Annotated in this window: 15 protein-coding genes; 6 read left to right on the top strand and 9 right to left on the bottom strand. The window is 37.6% G+C overall.

The window, feature by feature from the left end; translation table 11 throughout:
- Positions 1-128: 128 nt before the first annotated feature.
- Positions 129-932, top strand: a complete 804-nt coding sequence (locus PLEUR7319_RS0111115) for a DUF5765 domain-containing protein (protein WP_019505299.1) — start codon at positions 129-131, stop codon at positions 930-932.
- A 107-nt stretch (positions 933-1,039) separates the two neighbouring features.
- Here PLEUR7319_RS0111115 and PLEUR7319_RS0111110 read toward each other — a convergent pair whose 3' ends face one another.
- From PLEUR7319_RS0111110 to PLEUR7319_RS0111075, 7 genes are all read right to left on the bottom strand, one after another.
- Positions 1,040-1,684 (bottom strand): OmpA family protein, encoded by a 645-nt coding sequence (locus tag PLEUR7319_RS0111110; protein WP_026102448.1) that lies wholly within the window; start codon positions 1,682-1,684, stop codon positions 1,040-1,042.
- An 81-nt stretch (positions 1,685-1,765) separates the two neighbouring features.
- Positions 1,766-3,580 carry a hypothetical protein gene (locus PLEUR7319_RS34945; protein ID WP_019505297.1) on the bottom strand — a complete coding sequence of 605 codons (1,815 nt, stop codon included), beginning with the start codon at positions 3,578-3,580 and terminating at the stop codon, positions 1,766-1,768.
- 49 nt (positions 3,581-3,629) lie between these two features.
- Complete coding sequence (locus PLEUR7319_RS0111100) at positions 3,630-6,956, bottom strand: tubulin-like doman-containing protein (protein WP_019505296.1); 3,327 nt, start codon at positions 6,954-6,956, stop codon at positions 3,630-3,632.
- A gap of 4 nt (positions 6,957-6,960) precedes the next feature.
- A complete protein-coding gene (locus PLEUR7319_RS0111095) occupies positions 6,961-7,209 on the bottom strand; it encodes a hypothetical protein (RefSeq protein WP_019505295.1) in 249 nt (82 codons plus the stop codon).
- A 139-nt stretch (positions 7,210-7,348) separates the two neighbouring features.
- A protein-coding gene (locus tag PLEUR7319_RS38855; protein ID WP_371265370.1) for an IS5 family transposase occupies positions 7,349-8,826 on the bottom strand; the annotation gives its coding sequence in 2 pieces (ribosomal slippage) (positions 7,349-8,392 and positions 8,395-8,826; 1,476 coding nt in all).
- A gap of 374 nt (positions 8,827-9,200) precedes the next feature.
- On the bottom strand, positions 9,201-10,502 hold the full coding sequence (gene hemL, locus PLEUR7319_RS0111080; RefSeq protein ID WP_019505292.1) for a glutamate-1-semialdehyde 2,1-aminomutase: 1,302 nt from the start codon (positions 10,500-10,502) through the stop codon (positions 9,201-9,203).
- Positions 10,503-10,741: 239 nt separating this feature from the next.
- The gene (locus PLEUR7319_RS0111075; protein WP_019505291.1) at positions 10,742-11,323 is read right to left on the bottom strand and encodes a thioredoxin family protein; all 582 of its coding nucleotides are present in this window, start codon (positions 11,321-11,323) and stop codon (positions 10,742-10,744) included.
- 215 nt (positions 11,324-11,538) lie between these two features.
- Here PLEUR7319_RS0111075 and PLEUR7319_RS0111070 point away from each other — a divergent pair, with 215 nt between their 5' ends.
- From PLEUR7319_RS0111070 to PLEUR7319_RS0111060, 3 genes are all read left to right on the top strand, one after another.
- Positions 11,539-12,627 carry a GTP-binding protein gene (locus PLEUR7319_RS0111070; RefSeq protein WP_019505290.1) on the top strand — a complete coding sequence of 363 codons (1,089 nt, stop codon included), beginning with the start codon at positions 11,539-11,541 and terminating at the stop codon, positions 12,625-12,627.
- A 130-nt stretch (positions 12,628-12,757) separates the two neighbouring features.
- Entirely contained in the window at positions 12,758-13,210 is a 453-nt protein-coding gene (dtd, locus tag PLEUR7319_RS0111065; protein WP_019505289.1) for a D-aminoacyl-tRNA deacylase, read from the top strand.
- A gap of 220 nt (positions 13,211-13,430) precedes the next feature.
- Positions 13,431-14,402, top strand: a complete 972-nt coding sequence (locus tag PLEUR7319_RS0111060; RefSeq protein WP_019505288.1) for a pentapeptide repeat-containing protein — start codon at positions 13,431-13,433, stop codon at positions 14,400-14,402.
- A 31-nt stretch (positions 14,403-14,433) separates the two neighbouring features.
- Here the strand turns inward: PLEUR7319_RS0111060 and mgtE are convergent, their stop codons facing one another.
- Positions 14,434-15,807, bottom strand: a complete 1,374-nt coding sequence (gene mgtE / locus PLEUR7319_RS0111055) for a magnesium transporter (RefSeq protein ID WP_019505287.1) — start codon at positions 15,805-15,807, stop codon at positions 14,434-14,436.
- 289 nt (positions 15,808-16,096) lie between these two features.
- On the opposite strand from mgtE, the gene PLEUR7319_RS0111050 reads away from it, so the two are divergent.
- Complete coding sequence (locus PLEUR7319_RS0111050; RefSeq protein ID WP_019505286.1) at positions 16,097-16,399, top strand: hypothetical protein; 303 nt, start codon at positions 16,097-16,099, stop codon at positions 16,397-16,399.
- Positions 16,400-16,448: 49 nt separating this feature from the next.
- Here the strand turns inward: PLEUR7319_RS0111050 and PLEUR7319_RS0111045 are convergent, their stop codons facing one another.
- A complete protein-coding gene (locus PLEUR7319_RS0111045; RefSeq protein ID WP_019505285.1) occupies positions 16,449-16,853 on the bottom strand; it encodes a DUF4332 domain-containing protein in 405 nt (134 codons plus the stop codon).
- 164 nt (positions 16,854-17,017) lie between these two features.
- Here PLEUR7319_RS0111045 and PLEUR7319_RS0111040 point away from each other — a divergent pair, with 164 nt between their 5' ends.
- A complete protein-coding gene (locus PLEUR7319_RS0111040; protein WP_019505284.1) occupies positions 17,018-18,415 on the top strand; it encodes an aminopeptidase P family protein in 1,398 nt (465 codons plus the stop codon).
- Positions 18,416-18,471 lie beyond the last annotated feature (56 nt).

Below are 18,471 nucleotides of genomic sequence, written 5' to 3'. Positions count from 1 at the left end.
AGAAGTTTAAATGTAGACATTAAGGTAGGAGGCAAAAATATTTTCAAGCTTACTACCTTCACGGGCACAGCCCGTTAGATACGATCTCGATTCAAAGTATCAAGCTAAATTACGGAGAAATTTAAGATATGTGTTGGAGCGGACAAGCATCGGCAACTCTAGCCACAATAGGTTTAAGCAGTACCGCATATGTAGCCTGGAAGGGTGAAAAAAAAGCATTATGGATTCCTCTGGGTTATTTCTCGTTGATGGAATTACTTCAGGCATTTACCTACACAGTAATCGATCAGCCCGATTTGCCTTTGAATCAGCTTCTTACTCTGTTTGGAGTATTACATATTATTTTCCAGCCTTTTTTCATAAGTGCTGTGGCACTGCATTTTATTCCAGAGAGAATTAGAAAGAAGACAGCACCATTTATATATGGTTCCTGTTTTGTTGGCGCAATAATGATGTTAGTCAAGCTTTATCCCTTTGCCTGGGCTGGAACTTGTACTATAGGATACGAACCTCTTTGTGCTAGTCAACTGTGTTCTGTCTCAGGAAATTGGCACATAGCCTGGAATGTGCCGATGAACGGACTAAAGTGGCTAACTTTGGGCTATTATATTCCAGTATTTGTGGCTCCTTTAATCTATGGTTCCTGGAAATTTACGATTTATCACCTAATTGTCGGACCCTTAGCTGCTCGCCTTTCAACCGATAATATTAACGAATGGCCAGCAGTATGGTGTTTGTTATCTATTGGAATGTTCTTAATTGCCATTAAGACTCCATTACGGCAAATTCTTTACGTAAAACATTGGTGGTTATGGGACTCTGAAGAGGATTTAGAATCTAATTTAGATTCCGAGGAGTCCGAGAGAGTATTAACTGCCTCAATTCCCTTAGATGTGAATGTTGATACTCCACAAATGGTTAACAAAAAATGATTATTTTAGCATCACCTAAAAGCCTTGTAGTAAATTGGGCAATTTCAGCCTGATCGGGATCGATACAAAAATACTTTTCTACTTTTCTGCTCAGGCTTTTATAAAGCCTATTTTGATTGACCAGGAGGAATAAAACGAATCTCAATTCTTCGTCTAGTTTCATCTGGCTGACGATCAACTGATGCTAATCTACCCGAAGGTAAATACAACTGTGCAGCAGAATAGGCTCTAAATTCTACATTATGTAGCCCATTATTTTGTAATTCCTGAACTACCGCTAAAGCTCTCATTAATCCTAGATCGGCATTAGATCCTGCTAATAGTTTACTAACGGGTCGTTTTCCCTGAGCCACGGTTTCTAGAGTTTTATCGAGATTACTATTCTGTTTTATTCCCTCGCCATCCGTATGTCCAATTATTTGAATAAAGTCAATTTCTCGTTCTTGTAAAATTTTGTTTATTTCTGGACTAATTTTAGTAGATATATGATTTTTAAGTTGCGGATTTAATTCTGCACTTCCTGACTTAAATTTAAAATTCCCCGAACTTTCATCTATGATAATTGGTAATGCTGATTGTAAACGTTTATTCGCCTCTTTTAAATCTTTATTTAATTTCTCGGATTGGAATAATACAAGTAGGAGCAATAGACATAAAATCATAAAAGCATTAGACATCAAATCGGTAAACGATTGAAAAAGGCTATTTGATTCTATTGTTGATTGAGAACTGTATAAAGAACGTCGGGACATATTTTATTTCGCCACAGGATTCAGCGAATGTGTAGATAACTTAAAGGCTAAGATTTTATTTGTTTTAGAATGAGAAAAACTTTAAATAATATTATTAAATTTTTTGGTTAGGCTTTGTATTTGCTGACTATAGTTATTTATCTGCTGGTTAGCTTTATTAGTTATGTTTGTACTGAGATTATTAATATCTAAATTCATTTGTTTCTCATGTTTTTCGATAGCCTTAATTAGTTTTTCCGTTTCTAAACTAATAATATTAATTTGATTTATTATTTGTTTGAATTCTGTTATTAACTTAGTTATCTCTAGAGTATTATTTTGAGAGCGTTGCTCAAAACTTTTAAGCATCTTTTCTCCAAATTGTAGAAGACTAGTATTTACTTGCTGTTTATGTTGCTCTAGAGTTGTTACTATATTTTCTAATTCAGATTGAATACTATTTAAACTAGTGATTTCTTGTTGAATATTGCGATCGCTTTTTTCTAGTAGATCGCTCGATTTCTGATTGAGGTTATTTACTTGCTCGATTAAACTATTGGTTTCTTGAGTAGAAGTATTGATGTTATTGATCGCCCTACCCAAAGCATCACTAGACTGATGTAAAATTGCCGTTGATTCGTTAAATTGTTGGGGGATAGTTGTTAATTCTTCAGTAGCAGAAGCTAGTTTGTCGGCGAAGTCACTTTCTTTAAATGTTTCGGCTGCGCCCATAAAACCTGCTGCACTATCTTGTAATTTATTGGAAGTAGTTTGTAATTGTATATAAACTTGTTGAGCTAAATCCGTTGCTTGTTGATGACTTTCACTAATCTTATGAACTTGATTACCTAAGAAAGCTGTAGACTCTGAAAAAGATTTTTGCGTGCTAGCTAAATTAGTTGTAATATTTTCTAAGTTTTCAGAAAATTTACTAGCTTCTATTTTTTCTGCACCCTGCAAATATAATCTAGAGCCTGATTCAATTTTATTAGCCGAAGTTTCTAGAGAAGGAACTACTTCACTGACGATTTGAATTTGTTCTTTGAGGCTATAAGCCGATTCTTGAAAGCTATTGGTACTATTAGCCAAAGATCCTGAAACATCTTGAAACCGATTGACTAAGGTATCAACGTTGTTGTGAAAACCCTGATTGGCATCAACAATTTGCTGGGCAGCATTTCCCATCGATATTTCTAAAACCTTACCTACTTTTTCGTGAAATCTTTCTAAAAATTCTTGTTGTTGCTTGACCATACGGTCAACAGCTTTATCTAAACGAGTGTCCCCTTGAACATTAATTTTGAAAATGTTATCCAAATAATCTTCTAAGGAACTAATTAAGAGAGATTTAGCGAAGCTGGTATTACAGCGTAAATTAACCCCAATCAGAATTGAGCTACAGGCGATCGCCGTCAAACTGGTAAAAAAGGCAATACCCATATTTTGCAGCGGTATTTGTAGTTGTGAAACTAAGTTATCGACATCTGCTGCACTCTGGTTAATGGTTTGACTGAGGTTATATAGATTAGAACTAATACCGATAAAAGTACCCAATAATCCAAAAGCCAATAGTAAATTTGGTAATGTTTGGCAAAAGTAATCCCATTGTTCACAACGCAGAGATATCCCAACAAAGTTTAATCTTTCTTGAGAGTACAAACCATCGATTAAAGCCATCGTATTTACTTGCTCTAGTTTCTGGCTTGCTTGTTTAAATCTTGCTTCTAAGTTATCGACAATTTGCGGTTGTTTTCCTCGGCTTTGGTAAGTTAGTAACCTCGACACTTTATTAGCCGAACCAATTAGATATCGATAAAGGGAGTGACGTAATAAGATAGCCAAAAAAGTTGGTAAAATGACTAAAATAACCGTCAGTAATATTAAAGAAGGCGGGAAAATATTTAAGAGATCCAGCATAGCTTTTATAGGATTAGTAATTTATTTTTTATTAATTGAGTAACTAGGTTTAAAAATATAAATCTAGTATTTCTTTTTCCTTGGCTTTAAATCCTTCTTCTGTAATGATTCCCTGATCTCGTAATTGTTTTAGCTGTGCTAGTTTAGCAATTATTTCTGGATTATTTTTTGATGAATTATCATTATCAATTTCTGCATCCAAAACTTCATTTTGATTTGCTTCAGATTCGGTAATTTTAGTTGATTTTTGACTATTATTAATAACAGCAGTCGTTGTTCCCGATAGTCTTTGTTGACTTTGAGAGGGTAGAGAAGATGAACTAAGTGCTTGTTGTTGATTAAACTTCTCTTCCATCCTGCGCCAGAAACGATTAATAATTCCTTCCTGTGCTTTTGTATCTAAGGTTTCTCTCGTACCGACGACTATTTCTTTATATAGGTAATTAGGATCGTCTTCGGGTAACTCATCAACTAAAGCGACAAATTCTCGCAACTTAGGTAAATAGTGCGACTCCCATTTATTTGGGTTGTTGGTGATATCGTCGATCGCTTTATCTAATTCTTGATTTAAAGCTACTGCCATATCTTTAACATTGGCTAGTTGTTCTAAAGCCTCATCCCAAACTGTGCTTATAGTATTTACTTGATAGGTATCCCGTAGGCGATCGTAATATTGTAACTCGTGTAAACCTGTCTGCTGGTTACAGGGAAGCAACCCAAAAGCTAAAGAGGGATAAAAGATATCTTGTAGCTGTTTCATTTCTCGCGCATCAGGAGGGAGAATATCGGTAAACATAGTGCGATAGTCATTATGCAAAAAACCACTACCATAAGTTTTTTGGCGTAGATAATGTTGTCGCATTTGAGCCAAATCCTGAATCAGTCTCAAGGGAAAAGCAGCGTATTCTGTGACGAAGACAATTTCGTCTTCGGCTTGAATTGGTTTTAGTTGGCTGTCGGGAACACCTAAGTCATTGAAGAGTATCTGTTTAAATTGAATTACCTCGCGGTTATCGGTATCTTTGAAACCGATAATTTCTGCACTTTTACCCGAATCATTATAGAAGTAAGGATCGCTGGTATTTAAAGGCAGTAGAGGTTCGGCTTCTCTCAGTATTTGTTCGAGACGGGTTGCGCGATCGCTTACGGAGTAGTTTTCCAAAAAACGTTTAGTTGCCGACTGTACCCGATCTAAACTACGCGAACCAAATAAACCATCGACAATTAAATTAATTTCTTCGATTAGCTGCGGTTCATCAATTAAACCTGCATCAAGACAGCTAGCCAATGACTCTCCCAAACCAATCTTTTCGGTAATTTTAGTTGTTACTAGTGCTAGTTGTGTAGCGCGATCGCGATCAGGTAATAGGCTTTGATAACAATCATCGGTATCAGCATCGGCAAAGATTGCTTCTCCACTCATTTCATCGACGTTTAATTGTTTTAGTTCGGTTTCGGTTTTTTCGTAAGCCAGTTGGATATTTTTAAGCAGGTTATAAAAGTTGCTGGCTTTAGTGGTTAAGTCGTTGACGTAGTGCTGAAGACTTTTAACTATTTCAAGAGTTTCACGGGTTAATACAAAATCGAAGTTGTGTTTAATTAATTTATTAACCTCCCCAACAATGCGTTTAGCTTCTTCTTGTACCTGACTTTTTTTTTGCTTTTTATTAAACGGTAACAAGCCTCTCTTACTTTCTAGATCTTCAATAGTTTGGGCTGCATCCTGCCATTTTCTTTCTACTTCTTCCAGACTATGAATTTTGCCATTACTGTTTACTCGATCTTCTGTATTTCGATAAGTTTGATTTAATTCTGTACTTAAAGCCTCCAGCCAAGCGCGACTATTAGCTAAAGAAAAGTCAGGTTGACTGGGATGAAGTAAGGTCACTAAAAAGCGATCAATATCTTTAGTTAATTCTCGTGTAATTCGCTCACGGGCTTGTTTGATATTAGTTAGCCAAACTCCACGATTGCTGTCACTTTCCCCGGGTTGAACCTTACGAAATTGTTCGCGAATCTCTCTAGATAATTGAGTAATTAAATTCTCACGGTCGTCTTTAGTTTCACATTCAGCGATACTATTTTCCAGACGATTGCGCCAGCTACTTAAAACATTGCTGAAAGTTTTGTTCCCGTCAGTAGTTGTTTGACGCAGTTTATTAATTAATCCCTCTTGCTTATCCCCTCCCGAGTACCATTGATTTAAAAACCTTTCTAGTAATATTTTTGCATCGGGACTTTGTCCTTCTCCCTGTAACCAATACTTAACTAATTTTAGTTTGATTCGATTTAAAGATACCTGTACGGCAATATCGCGAGGAAAATATATTTCTGCTAAACCAAACGTAAGGTAACGCTGTACATTAGGGCGAGGGTGTTCGTCTAACTGAATTAAATGCTGTAAAAAGTTGTCCCGTTGTGCCACCAGCATTGGCGATAATTCTCCAGCAAAATCCAGATATATTTTATGAGCAATAATATTACACAGCTTGCTTTTTTCTAATATTCTATAATCGCTTTTTGTGCGGTTGGATACTAAATAAACATACTCAAAAGGTGGACGAGATTCTTCTACATATTGAAGATTTTGCAAATCATAATAAGCTTTAAAATTAGTTCCCGCAGTGGCATAATAATTCAACTCTTTTAGTGCTGCATAGGCATTGGCATTCATACTAGGAGTATCCCCGTAAAGTTCGGGACTAATTACCAAGTAACCGCTAATTTGCGCTCCGCGATCGCCATACATCCCTCGCAAACAATATGCAGTATCTAAAAATATTCCACTACCTGTACCACCACACAATGAACCAACTAAAAAAATGCTCAGTTCATTATCGACAACTAATCCCTGTTGAATTAATTTACTCTCATGTCCCCGCGTTCTTTGTTCGGCTGTTTGTAGAGCATTTCTAATCTTGCGATGGTTATGAAAAAAGGCTAATCTACCGACAGGTCTAATTCCTTTTGCTCCTTCATCAATAGCTTTTAGATCTTTTAATAGTTGTGGTGGAAACCAGCATTCAATATTTTTATAAACCCCTGGTGAGCCTTCATAATTACTCGACTTACGATTCATTTCTTGAACGAAGTTATTAACCTCAACTCTGCTCATTGTGGATGCAACTTTTTCGGCATCACTAAGACGTAAATCGACCCCGTGATAAAAATTTCCCGTTCGTAATCCTGTAACATTACTACTTGCTTTATCCGTATCTATATGAACAAAACTAACTACAGGTAGCGCATCTAAATTGCTATATTTATCCACAATCAGACGACGAATACGCATCAAAACATCTTTCCCTGTTCCTCCTAATCCAATACAGATAGTGCGTCTAATTTTCTGACTTTGAGCTTCAGGTTTAATATTCATAGTTTTATTTAATTAATTTAATAGCAAGATTGAAGTTTTTATTTCTGAAAGGGCAATTGAGTCTAAAACTATTAGATTCTACGGCTATAGCTTTTTTCACTTCTTGTTCGCGATAAAAAACTGGCTGGCTTTTAAAAGGAATCAAATGAAGACGATTCCCTTTTCTTTGCAAATAGCCTCTTATTTCATCTCCAGGGCAGAAAATAGCGTTTAGACTATCATCACCAATAAGTATTTTTTGTTTATTTTTCAAATAAACAATCTGTTCTTCCTTATCTTCATCCGATTCAAAGCTGATTTTGAGTTTCCATCTTTTGTTGAGATTAATTAGAGTTTGCTGAAAAAGTAATCGGAAAAATTGACAAGAATCAGCTTGTTTAAAAAATAAGTTTTTATGTTAGTAATTTGACTTTAATATCAGTTTTAATAATAAAAAAGTCAGTAATCGAGCCGAATTTATAGGTATTCAGAAATAAAGACAAAAAAAGACAGCTAACCTGCCTGAGCAGGGTGGAAAGATTGATAACTAAAAAAGTAACGGCAATAGAAGTTTCTGCTGTCTTTGAGAGTTTTGCCATGATACAGTTAAGTCCATAACGTCGTTTTGCTTGTCCGAATTTTCCCTCAATAGCATTACGAAATCTTTCATCATCTCTAGCTTGTTTTTTAGTTGATTTACTAACATTTTTAGGTGGTCTTCCCAATGGTGGTCCACTGATTCTAATACCTCGGTCTTTACACCAAGTTCGATTCTCTCTATTGCGATAAATTTTATCTACATGAACTGAGGATGGATAGTAGCCAGTGAAGTTTTTATAGGCTTCTACTTGTGTTTTTAAATCCCCTGATTCATTAAAGTTATCCCAACTCAAATGATCTAAAAATACATATTGGTCAAAACAGCTTACTGAAATTTTTGCTCCGAATTCCACAGTTTTTCCTGCTTTTCCTCTGACGATAGGACGGATATGAGGTTGAGTTATACTGACGATTCTATCGTCAATTCTGTTGGATTGATTCTCATACATCCACAATTGTTGACGATAAACTTCTGTAACTACCAACAACATTTTATATTGGCTTGGAGATAGACTACTTAAATCAGCCTCGGAATTAACTAAATTCTCTATGTGAGATAAATTTCTTTTGATGTATTGTAATTGTTTGGCGACTGCCGAGCTTCTTTCTTGTCGAGATGGACGACGTTTCTTCGCAACTTTCAAATAATCTTTTCTCGCTTTCTTTCTATAAGTCCTTGGCTTTTTTACTTTCTTTGTTTGACAAGTTTTATAAAGAGAATCTAGAATTTTTTCGGTTTGTCGTCTGGCTTGATTTAATATTCCCAAATCATTGGGATAACTTATATCCCCAGGAGCGCAAGTAGCATCTAATATTAACTTTCCTTGATTTTTAATTGATTTAACTTCTTCTTTTTCGTTTTTTTTTCTGTTTCTTCCTCCTCTTTCTCTCGGAGATTATTTACCATTTTTATATTGATTTTATTAACTAAATCCAGGTCTATTCTTTCTCTAAAATAAACCATCATTGAGGCATCAAATGGGGCTTGATTGCTATAGTCTGACATCCCTAGAAAATACTGTAAATAAGGATTTTCCCTTATTTGCTCTACAGTTTCTCTATCGCTTATTCCTAATTTTTCTTTAATAATTAATGCCCCCAATGCCATCCGAAATGGTTTGGCTATTGCTCCCATTGTTTCTGAGAAATTTTCTGCATATTCTGACTCAAAATCTGACCAAGGAATTAACTCTGCCATAATTACCCATCGGTTTTCTGATGACAACTTACTTTCAAAGGGTAATTCAAAATTTTCTGGGGTAAGCTCCGACTGGCTAGTTTTACGGTACATTTGTTCTTGCTCAGATAAGTGCAAGGGTCTTTTACCAATTTTAGGGGTTTTTCGCCATTTTTACTTAACTTTTTTCTGCGCCTAAAATCCTTATAACCTTTATTGGCTCAAGGTTGTCAAGTTATTCAGCAAACCCTAACTAATTATCGTAGGGGCTAATCGCAATTCGACCTTACACAATCGTATGATTTTCATTTGGAATGACTATAGATGTTCGCGATCGCACTCAAGCAGGCTTGTGGGTAGTGCAGCATTTAGCATAGAGTTAAAGGAGCAAAACTACTCGCTATCAGCCATTAGCTATTTTCATATAAATTAAAAAAGACGGGATAAGACCCGTCTATATCAAAGATTTAATTTACCCGCACGAAGATCTAGATTGCAGATAAAACTTCTTTTGCTGCTGCCAAAGTTTTATCAATATCCTCATCAGTATGAGCCAAAGAGGTAAATCCTGCCTCAAATTGTGAAGGAGCAAGATAAATTCCACTTTCCAACATACCGCGATGAAAGCGAGCAAATTTCTTCATATCTGAAGTTTTCGCATCATCGTAGTTATGAACTTCTGTGCCTGTAAAGAACATACCAAACATGGCACTAATGCTACCACCGGTAACTTCATGACCAGCTTCTTGAGCCACCTTTAATAAGCCAGTCGACAGCTTCTTAGTAATACGGTCTAGCTGTTCATAAGCACCTGGTTTTCTAAGTAATTCCAAAGTTTTGATCCCCGCAGTCATTGCCAAGGGATTACCAGAGAGAGTTCCTGCTTGATACATAGGACCTGCTGGTGCAACCATAGACATAATATCAGCGCGTCCACCATAAGCACCCACAGGCAGACCACCACCAATAACTTTGCCTAAGGTAGTTAGATCTGGAGTTACACCAAATTTTTCTTGTGCGCCACCATAAGCAATGCGAAAACCAGTCATTACTTCGTCAAAAACTAGCAATGCATCATGCTCTTTAGTTATTTCTCGCAAGCCTTCTAGAAATCCAGCATCAGGAGTGACAAATCCTGAGTTCCCTACCACAGGTTCCAGAATCACCCCAGCAATTTGCCCGGGATTATTGGCAAAGAGTTTTTTTACTGTTTCTAAGTCGTTATATGGAGCAGTTAAAGTGTTATTGGTTGCCGATTTAGGTACTCCTGGTGAATCTGGTAAACCAAGAGTTGCTACTCCAGAGCCAGCCTTGACCAAAAACATATCTGCGTGACCATGATAACAGCCTTCAAACTTGACAATTTTGTCTCTACCAGTGAACGCTCTCATTAAACGCAAGACAGACATACAAGCTTCTGTTCCCGAGTTTACGAAACGCACAACATCAATACTAGGAACAGCGTCAATTACCATTTCCGCCAAGACATTCTCTAAAGCGCAAGGAGCGCCAAAGCTCGTGCCTTTTTCCAGAGCTTCGTGAAGAGCTTGAATAACTTCAGGATGGGCATGACCACAAATTGCGGGTCCCCAAGTGCCCACATAATCAATATATTGATTACCATCGACATCCCAAATATAAGCACCCTTAACATGGTCAAATACAATTGGTTGACCGCCAACAGATTTAAAAGCTCTCACTGGTGAGCTAACGCCACCAGGCATTAACTTCTGAGCAGCACTAAAAATCTCTTCTGAATTAGCCGTTTTAAAGGAAGTTTTAAAAACCAAATATTTTCTCCTTTAATCAAAAAAATGAGTGTGTAAGTAAGTATCTTTAGTTTTAAAGATATGCGTTTTAGTAAAGACGTATAGTGTCAATGACTTCTTATTATCCTACGGATAGTAATTTATGAGCGAATCACAATATAAAGAATTTTAAATCTTTTCTCATTTTTCACAATTTTCTTTTAAGCGTGTTGATACACAGAGTCTTGAGCAAAAACCCAAGAAAAAAATCAAGTTAGAGTTTAGCCAAAATATTCTGGTTCGTTTCCCGGTTTCCACTTGATATTGCAACCAATACTCGGTTTTTGCTCAAAATCAACAGCGTTACCTTGCAATACAGCATCGATCGCTCGTCGTAAATCCTGACCGGTAACGGGGATATTATTACCTGGGCGGCTATCATCTAGTTGACCACGGTAAACTAGTTTTTGGTTGGCATCAAAGAGAAAAAAATCAGGAGTACAAGCGGCAGTGTAAGCTTTACTTACTTCTTGGGTTTCATCGTAGCAAAGGGGAAAATTGAAGTTCAATGCTTCTGCCATCTGCTTAAGTTTTGCGGGAGAGTCATCAGGATAATTCGCCACATCGTTAGCACTAATTGCCACAATTCCCAAAGGCTGCTGGCTGTAATCTTGACCAATCTGACCTAATTCTTGCTGAACGTGCTTAACAAAAGGACAATGCTGGCAAATAAACATCATCAGTAAAGCCTGACTATCGGCAAAAGTAGCTAAAGAAATATGTTCTCCAGATACAACATCGGGTAATTTAAATTCTGGGGCAACAGTGCCTAGGGACAACATTGTGGAAGCTGTTTTGACCATAGTTAAACCTCTTGACGATTACTAGACCTTGCTAATATTAATTTTAAGCCAAAAACAAGACTAGAAATATATCTTGACCTACTACCACAGCTTCTAGCTGTTGGATTTGAGGCATAGGTTGATTGAAGTCCGTATACACGACTATAAATCTAGAATAAAAACTAGAATAAAAAAGATAATTTTCTCAGTCAGACAATTTTAGAAAAGCGATCGCTATGACTACTGTTGAACAAGCTACAACATCTTCTGCAATGGATGTATCCAAAAAAGGTTTGCCCGTTACTATCATCACGGGGTTTCTCGGTAGCGGTAAAACCACACTGCTCAATCATATTCTGACTAATCAAGACGGAGTTAAAACTGCCGTTTTAGTGAACGAGTTTGGCGAAATCGGTATTGATAATGAATTAATTATCTCCACCGACGAAAGTATGGTTGAGTTGAACAATGGCTGTATTTGCTGCACTATTAACGAAGATTTAGTTGACGCTGTCTATAAAATCCTCGAAAGAGATGACAAGATTGACTATTTAGTAGTAGAAACAACTGGACTAGCTGATCCTCTCCCAGTAGCCTTAACCTTTTTAGGCACAGAATTGCGGGATATGACCCGCCTCGACTCAATCGTCACTATGGTCGACTGTGCTAACTTCAGCCTCGATCTATTTAATAGTGAAGCAGCACAAAGTCAGATTCAATACGGTGATGTGATTGTGCTTAATAAAACTGACTTAGTCGACGAGGCCGATGTTGATGCTTTGGAAGTCAGACTTAGGGACATGAAAAAAGATGCCCGTATCCTGCGGACTCAAAAGTCTCAAGTATCTCTCCCCTTGATCTTGAGTGTTGGTTTATTTGAGTCAGATAAATACTTCGAGCAAGCAGAATCAAAAGATCATAACCACGATCATGAACACGATCATTCCCATGAACACGATCACCATGAACACCATCATCACCACCATGACCATTCCCATCACTTAGAAAATGACGGTTTTTCTTCTATTTCCTTCCAGTTTGATAAGCCTTTGGCAATTCGTAAATTTCAATATTTCTTAGATAACCAACTACCCGAAAGTGTTTTTCGTGCTAAAGGTATTCTTTGGTTTGATGAAAGTCCTAAACGTCATATCTTCCACCTCAGTGGCAAGCGTTTTTCTCTCGAAGATGAAGAATGGCAGGGAGACAAGAAAAATCAGCTTGTCCTCATTGGTCAAAACTTAGATAAAGAAACACTTCGCAAACAAATCGAAAACTGTGTTTGTTTACCAACAGGCGATCGCGGCAAAGGTTTTGGGAAATAATTATAAATTAAAACTTGAAGCCTAGTGAGAATTAATAATGCTGATAGCTGATAGCTAATAGCTAATGGCTGATAGCTAAAAAAGTTAATTTGAACAAAGCCAATTCCTTAATATTCTGGTGTGTAACTAAATGCGTGTAGTTGTCCAGCGAGTTAAATCATCTTCGGTCATAGTAGGTGGCAAAACAATCGGTAAAATTGGTCAAGGGTTAAACTTGTTAGTGGGAATCTCACCGACGGACACAGAAACAGAACTCGACTGGATGACGCGTAAATGCTTAGAATTAAGATTATTTCCCGATCTATCTGCGGATAAAGCCTGGAGTAAATCAGTGGTGGATATCCAAGGAGAAATCTTAGTAGTGAGTCAATTTACACTGTACGGTGACTGTCGTAAAGGTCGCCGTCCTTCCTTTAGTGCTTCAGCATCTCCTAGTCTGGCAGAACCCTTGTACGATGAATTTGTTGCCAAACTCAAACAAAGTGGTTTATCGATAGCTACAGGTAAATTTGGTGCGATGATGGAAATCAACATCGAAAATGATGGTCCAGTAACTCTAATTTTAGAAAAAGAGAGTTGCTAAGAAAATTAATTCTAAATTCCGAACTCCAAACTCCGAACTCCGAACTCCAAACTCCGAACTCCGAACTCCGAACTCCAAACTCCGAACTCCGAACTCCGAACTCCAAACTCCGAACTCCGAACTCCGAACTCCGAACTCCGAACTCTTGTTATTTTTGAGTTGCGATCGGGAATTATAAAAACATATTCCTCAAGCTAAATAAAAACAGCAATTTAAATAAATGGATGGAGTAGAGCTATTATCGCTTTATCAAAAGGGTGACAGGGATTTTAGTCGCGCTAATCTCAGTCAGATCCAGATTATGCAAGTTGATCTGGAAAATATTGATTTCAGCAGAACTGAACTAGATTGGGCAAATTTTAGTGGTACAAATCTTACTGGAGCTAATTTGAATCGCGCTAATTTGAGTAACGCTCGATTAATCAAAAGTAATTTAGCTAGAGCAAATCTAACTAGTGCTGATCTGACAAATGCGGACTTGAGCTGGGCTAATTTAGAAAATGCTTCATTAGCGCGAGTAGATTTAAGTAATGCTAATCTGAGCCAATCTTTTTTTCGTGACGCAGATCTTTCTGATGCCGATTTAAGTAATGTTAATCTGAGCCGCGCCAATCTTGCTGGAGCTAATCTTAGTCGAGCAAATCTCGCTGGAGCTAATCTTACAGGAGTAGACTTAAGTGGTGCTGATTTCAGTCGAGCTGACTTAAGCGAAGCTGATTTGAGTAATGCCGATTTAACTTCTGCCAATTTTAACAAAGCTGATTTAAGTGGTAGTAGTTTACGCCAATCGAATCTAGAACAAGCAACCCTACAAGGTGCTAATTTACGTAGTGCTAATTTACGTAGTGCTGTACTAGCTGGGGCAGTTCTGAAAGATACCGATACAGGAAATAGTAGTATGGCAACTATATCTCAGTTGAGCTTAACTAACTCGGCAAAAGGTAATAAAATTGATTTTTGTTCTGCTAATCTTATTGGAGCTAATTTAGCAGAGGGAAATCTACAAAACGCTAACTTTAGATTTGCGTTATTATTCAAAACCAACCTAGAAAAAGCTAATCTACAAAATGCCAGTTTAGTTGATGTGTATCTGCGAGGAGCTAATCTGAGAGGAGTTAACCTTAAAAGTAGCATCTTGAGTAGCATTAATTGGAAAGGTACTGTCATGCCAGATGGGACTATTCATCCTTGAAATCATTGAAATGAACTTCAATGATTTATCATTACAAGCCCAAAATAATTCTGGCAATATTAAAGTAAATTAGCACACCTAAAACATCAACAGCAGTAGTAATAAAAGGTGCAGACATTAAGGCAGGATCTAAGCCAAAAGAACGAAATAAAAATGGCAAGGCAGAACCAGCAACTGAAGCTAAAAGAGCGATCGCCACTAAACTAATACCAACAGACATTGCCACCGCTAAACTGCCCTGAAGAAAATAAGCCCATACTGTTGCTATCGTACCCAGTATTAAACCTAACAAAATACCTGCACTAGCTTCGCGAAAAACGACTTTTCCTGTGCCCATATTGTCAATTTCTTCGGTGTTTAAACCACGAATAACCACTGTAGAAGACTGCGCTCCCACGTTTCCTCCTGTGCCAGTTAATAAAGGAATAAAAGCTGCCAAGATTACTGCTTGTTGTAATAGTTCTTCTTGAGAACGAATAATTGCGCCAGTAACTGTGTTAGTAAGTAGCAACACAAATAACCAGACGACTCTTTTGCGGGCAACAGTTAATAAATTGGTTTGAAAATAATTATCACCATCAGACTGAACTCCTCCCAAGGCATAAATATCTTCGGTGGCTTCTTGCTCAATAATATCAATGACATCATCCACAGTAACGACCCCAACTAATCTTTCCTCACTATCAACTACGGGTAATGCCAAAAGATCGTAACGTTGAATAGTTTTAGCTACTTCTTCTTGATCTGTATCGGTATGGACAAAAACCACATCACGAGCCATAATTTCTCCCAGAGTCGTATCAGGCGGAGTAATTACCAGATCTCTTAGAGAGACAATTCCCCTAAGTTGACGAGATGCATTAGTGACATAGAGATAGTAAACAACTTCCGAAGCATTAGCCAGACTTCTTATTCTTTCTAAAGTTTGGGTGACAGTTAAATTCTCTTTCAATGAGATATACTCGGGAGTCATAATACGCCCCGCAGTATCTTCTCCGTAACCTAGTAAAATAGCTGTGGCTTGACGTTCTCCTGGACTTAATTGGGACAATAGACGACGTACAATTTTAGCTGGTAGTTCGTCAAACATTCTAGCGCGATCATCGGGAGACATTTTATCTACGATATCCAAAACATCTTGACGCTTAAATTCTTGAATCAAAGACTGTTGAACTTCACTATTGAGATATTCGTATACTTCGATCGCCTCCGCTTTAGATAGTAAACGAAAGGCAATTAATTGACTTGATTGTGGTAAACCTTCGATCGCTTCAGCTATATCTACTGGTTGTACAGGAATTAAAAGCGATTTTGCCCCTTCTAAATTACCACTATCTAACAATAATTCTAATTGTGAGCGAACTAACTGTCTTAGTTCATTATGTTTAACTCTATTTTGTATCATACATTACATCCCATAATACAGACTTATTGTTATTTAAATCAATCTAAATAATGTAATTTAGTTATCAATAAATTATTAGCTACTATACATTTTTGTATTTTTTAACATTGTTTTCAATCTTGAGATTAATCCTTTCAATCCGGCTGTGTTAACCTACTAGGAAATAGAGATTTCGATTCGGCAAGCGTGTTTGTTTCAATTTTTTATGACCTCTTGGCTACTTCTAGATTGGCAGACTTCCTTCCGAAATATTTATCTCAAAATAATTTTCGTTTTTAGGAGACAATCAATGTCAGTCTATGTAGGCAACTTATCTTATGAGGTCACTAGAGAAGATCTTACGACCGTTTTTGAGGAATATGGTACTGTTTCCAGAGTATCCTTGCCTTCAGATCGCGAAACTGGTCGTCCCAGAGGTTTTGGTTTCGTAGAAATGGGGAGTGAGGACGAAGAAGCTAAAGCAATTGAAAGCTTAGATGGCGCAGAATGGATGGGCAGAGAATTAAAAGTCAATAAAGCCAGACCTCGCGAAAATAATCGTAGCGGTGGTGGTAACTATCGTCGTGATAATAATCTATCGCGTAACTATTAACAGCATAATTCATTAACTAGTATCTACTGATTAATATTTAGACCTAAAACTATTTCAGTAATCTTGCCTCTTCAACCCATCTTCTTACTTCCTCGACGGGAGGCGATAGATCTTTTCTCTGAAGAGTAGCTACCTGTAATCTAACAATTTGACGATGTAGACGATGAAAAGGAGTTTGAGCAACCTGGGTTACTGAAATCATGCCAGCATGTAAAAGTAGCCCGCAATATCGATAGCCAACGCTAGGTAAGCGGGCTAAATCGGCTAACGCTACTAATTTATTAATCTGCTTCAGATTCATTTTTAGCTGATTCGCTAGAGCCAGTCGAGAATTAGGTGTACTGGTTTGGTTTAACAGTTCTTTGGTATCAGTAATATTATTCCTCTTCAGCAACTCTTGTTCTCGGAGCATCAGTCCAGGCAAGCGATCTATTGACCAATATCGAGACTCCATAGTTTTGGGAAATTAATGAGAGATAATGAACGATTAATAGTCGCAAATTGTCGTGGGAAAGCTTAAAATTCGGTAATTATTAGTTGATTAATGGGAATTCCCAATAATGCTAATGCTAGTCTAAATATCTATACTAACTGTATTGGCTATCAATAGTATTATTCATGACTATACTTGTAGCAGATAATGACCAAAATCTTGCCGCCTCTCTCAAGCAAAGAAGAGTTGAGTTAGGAAAACTAATTGAACATCCGGTTATCTTGTGGTCTGGTAATGCTATTAGTAGAAACTTTGTCGCCAATACATTTCCCTTTCGTGCCAGTAGTCACTTTTTGTATTTTGCGGGACTGCCTTTGATCAATGCTGCTATTCGCTTAGATAGGGGGAAGTTAGAATTATTCATGGATAATCCGCCACCCCAGGCGACTTTGTGGCACGGTGAAACTCCTCAACGCGAAGACATCGGTGCCACAATTGGTGCAGATTGTGTTTATCCATTAGCTGAATTGTCAGCTAAGACAGATCATGCAGCTACCATAGCTGTACAGGATTGGAAAACTTATCAGCAGCAATGTCAATTATTAAACCGCTCTATAGCATTTGCTAATCAAATTGAAGGAATTGATTTGGAGTTAGCTCAAGCTATTGTTAAATTGCGATCGCACCACGACGATCTAGCATTACAGGAATTACGCCAAGCTGCTGCCGTATCAGTCGAAGCGCATCTAGCAGGAATGCAAGCAACTCTCCAGGCAAAAACTGAAGCACAAATTCGTGGAGCAATGGAAGGAGTAATTCTTGCTCATAATATGCATTGCGCCTATAACAGTATCGTTACTGTCCATGGAGAAGTTTTGCACAATGAATCCTATCATCATCAACTTGAACCACAGGATCTATTGCTCGCTGATGTCGGAGCAGAAACTTCTAACGGCTGGGCAGCAGATATTACCCGCACCTGGTCAGTTTCAGGGAAGTTTACCAGCACCCAAAAAGATATTTATGAGATAGTTTTGGCTGCCCACGATCGCTGTATTGCTCAGATTTACCCAGGAGTGGAATATCAGGATATTCATTTATTGGCAGCTCAAGTAATTGCTGAGGGTTTAGTTGATTTAGGAATCCTCAAAGGTAATCCCGAAGATTTAGTAGCTATGGATGCCCATGCTTTATTTTTTCCTCATGGGATTGGACATTTACTGGGTTTAGATGTTCATGATATGGAAGATTTGGGAGATTTAGCAGGATATGAACCAGGGAGAACGAGGAGCGATCGCTTTGGCTTGGGTTATTTAAGATTAAACCGCCCATTGGAACCAGGAATGTTAGTCACTATTGAACCAGGTTTTTATCAAGTGCCAGCAATTTTAAACAATCCTGATTTTCGCACCAAATATCAAGATGTAGTTAATTGGGAGCGTTTGGCAATGTTTCAAGATGTCCGAGGAATCAGAATTGAAGATGACGTTTTAGTAACTAATTCTGGTGCGGAAGTTTTAACAGCAGAGTTGCCAACTCAAGTAAAAGATATTGAGAATTTGGTATTAAGTCTTAGAGATTAATATGTTAGTCAAAAATTCACCTCCCGTCCTGATGAGCGATCGCTAACATCGGCAAA

This window comes from Pleurocapsa sp. PCC 7319, from assembly GCF_000332195.1.
GTDB lineage: Bacteria > Cyanobacteriota > Cyanobacteriia > Cyanobacteriales > Xenococcaceae > Waterburya.
This window is presented reverse-complemented; position numbering and strand designations above follow the sequence as displayed.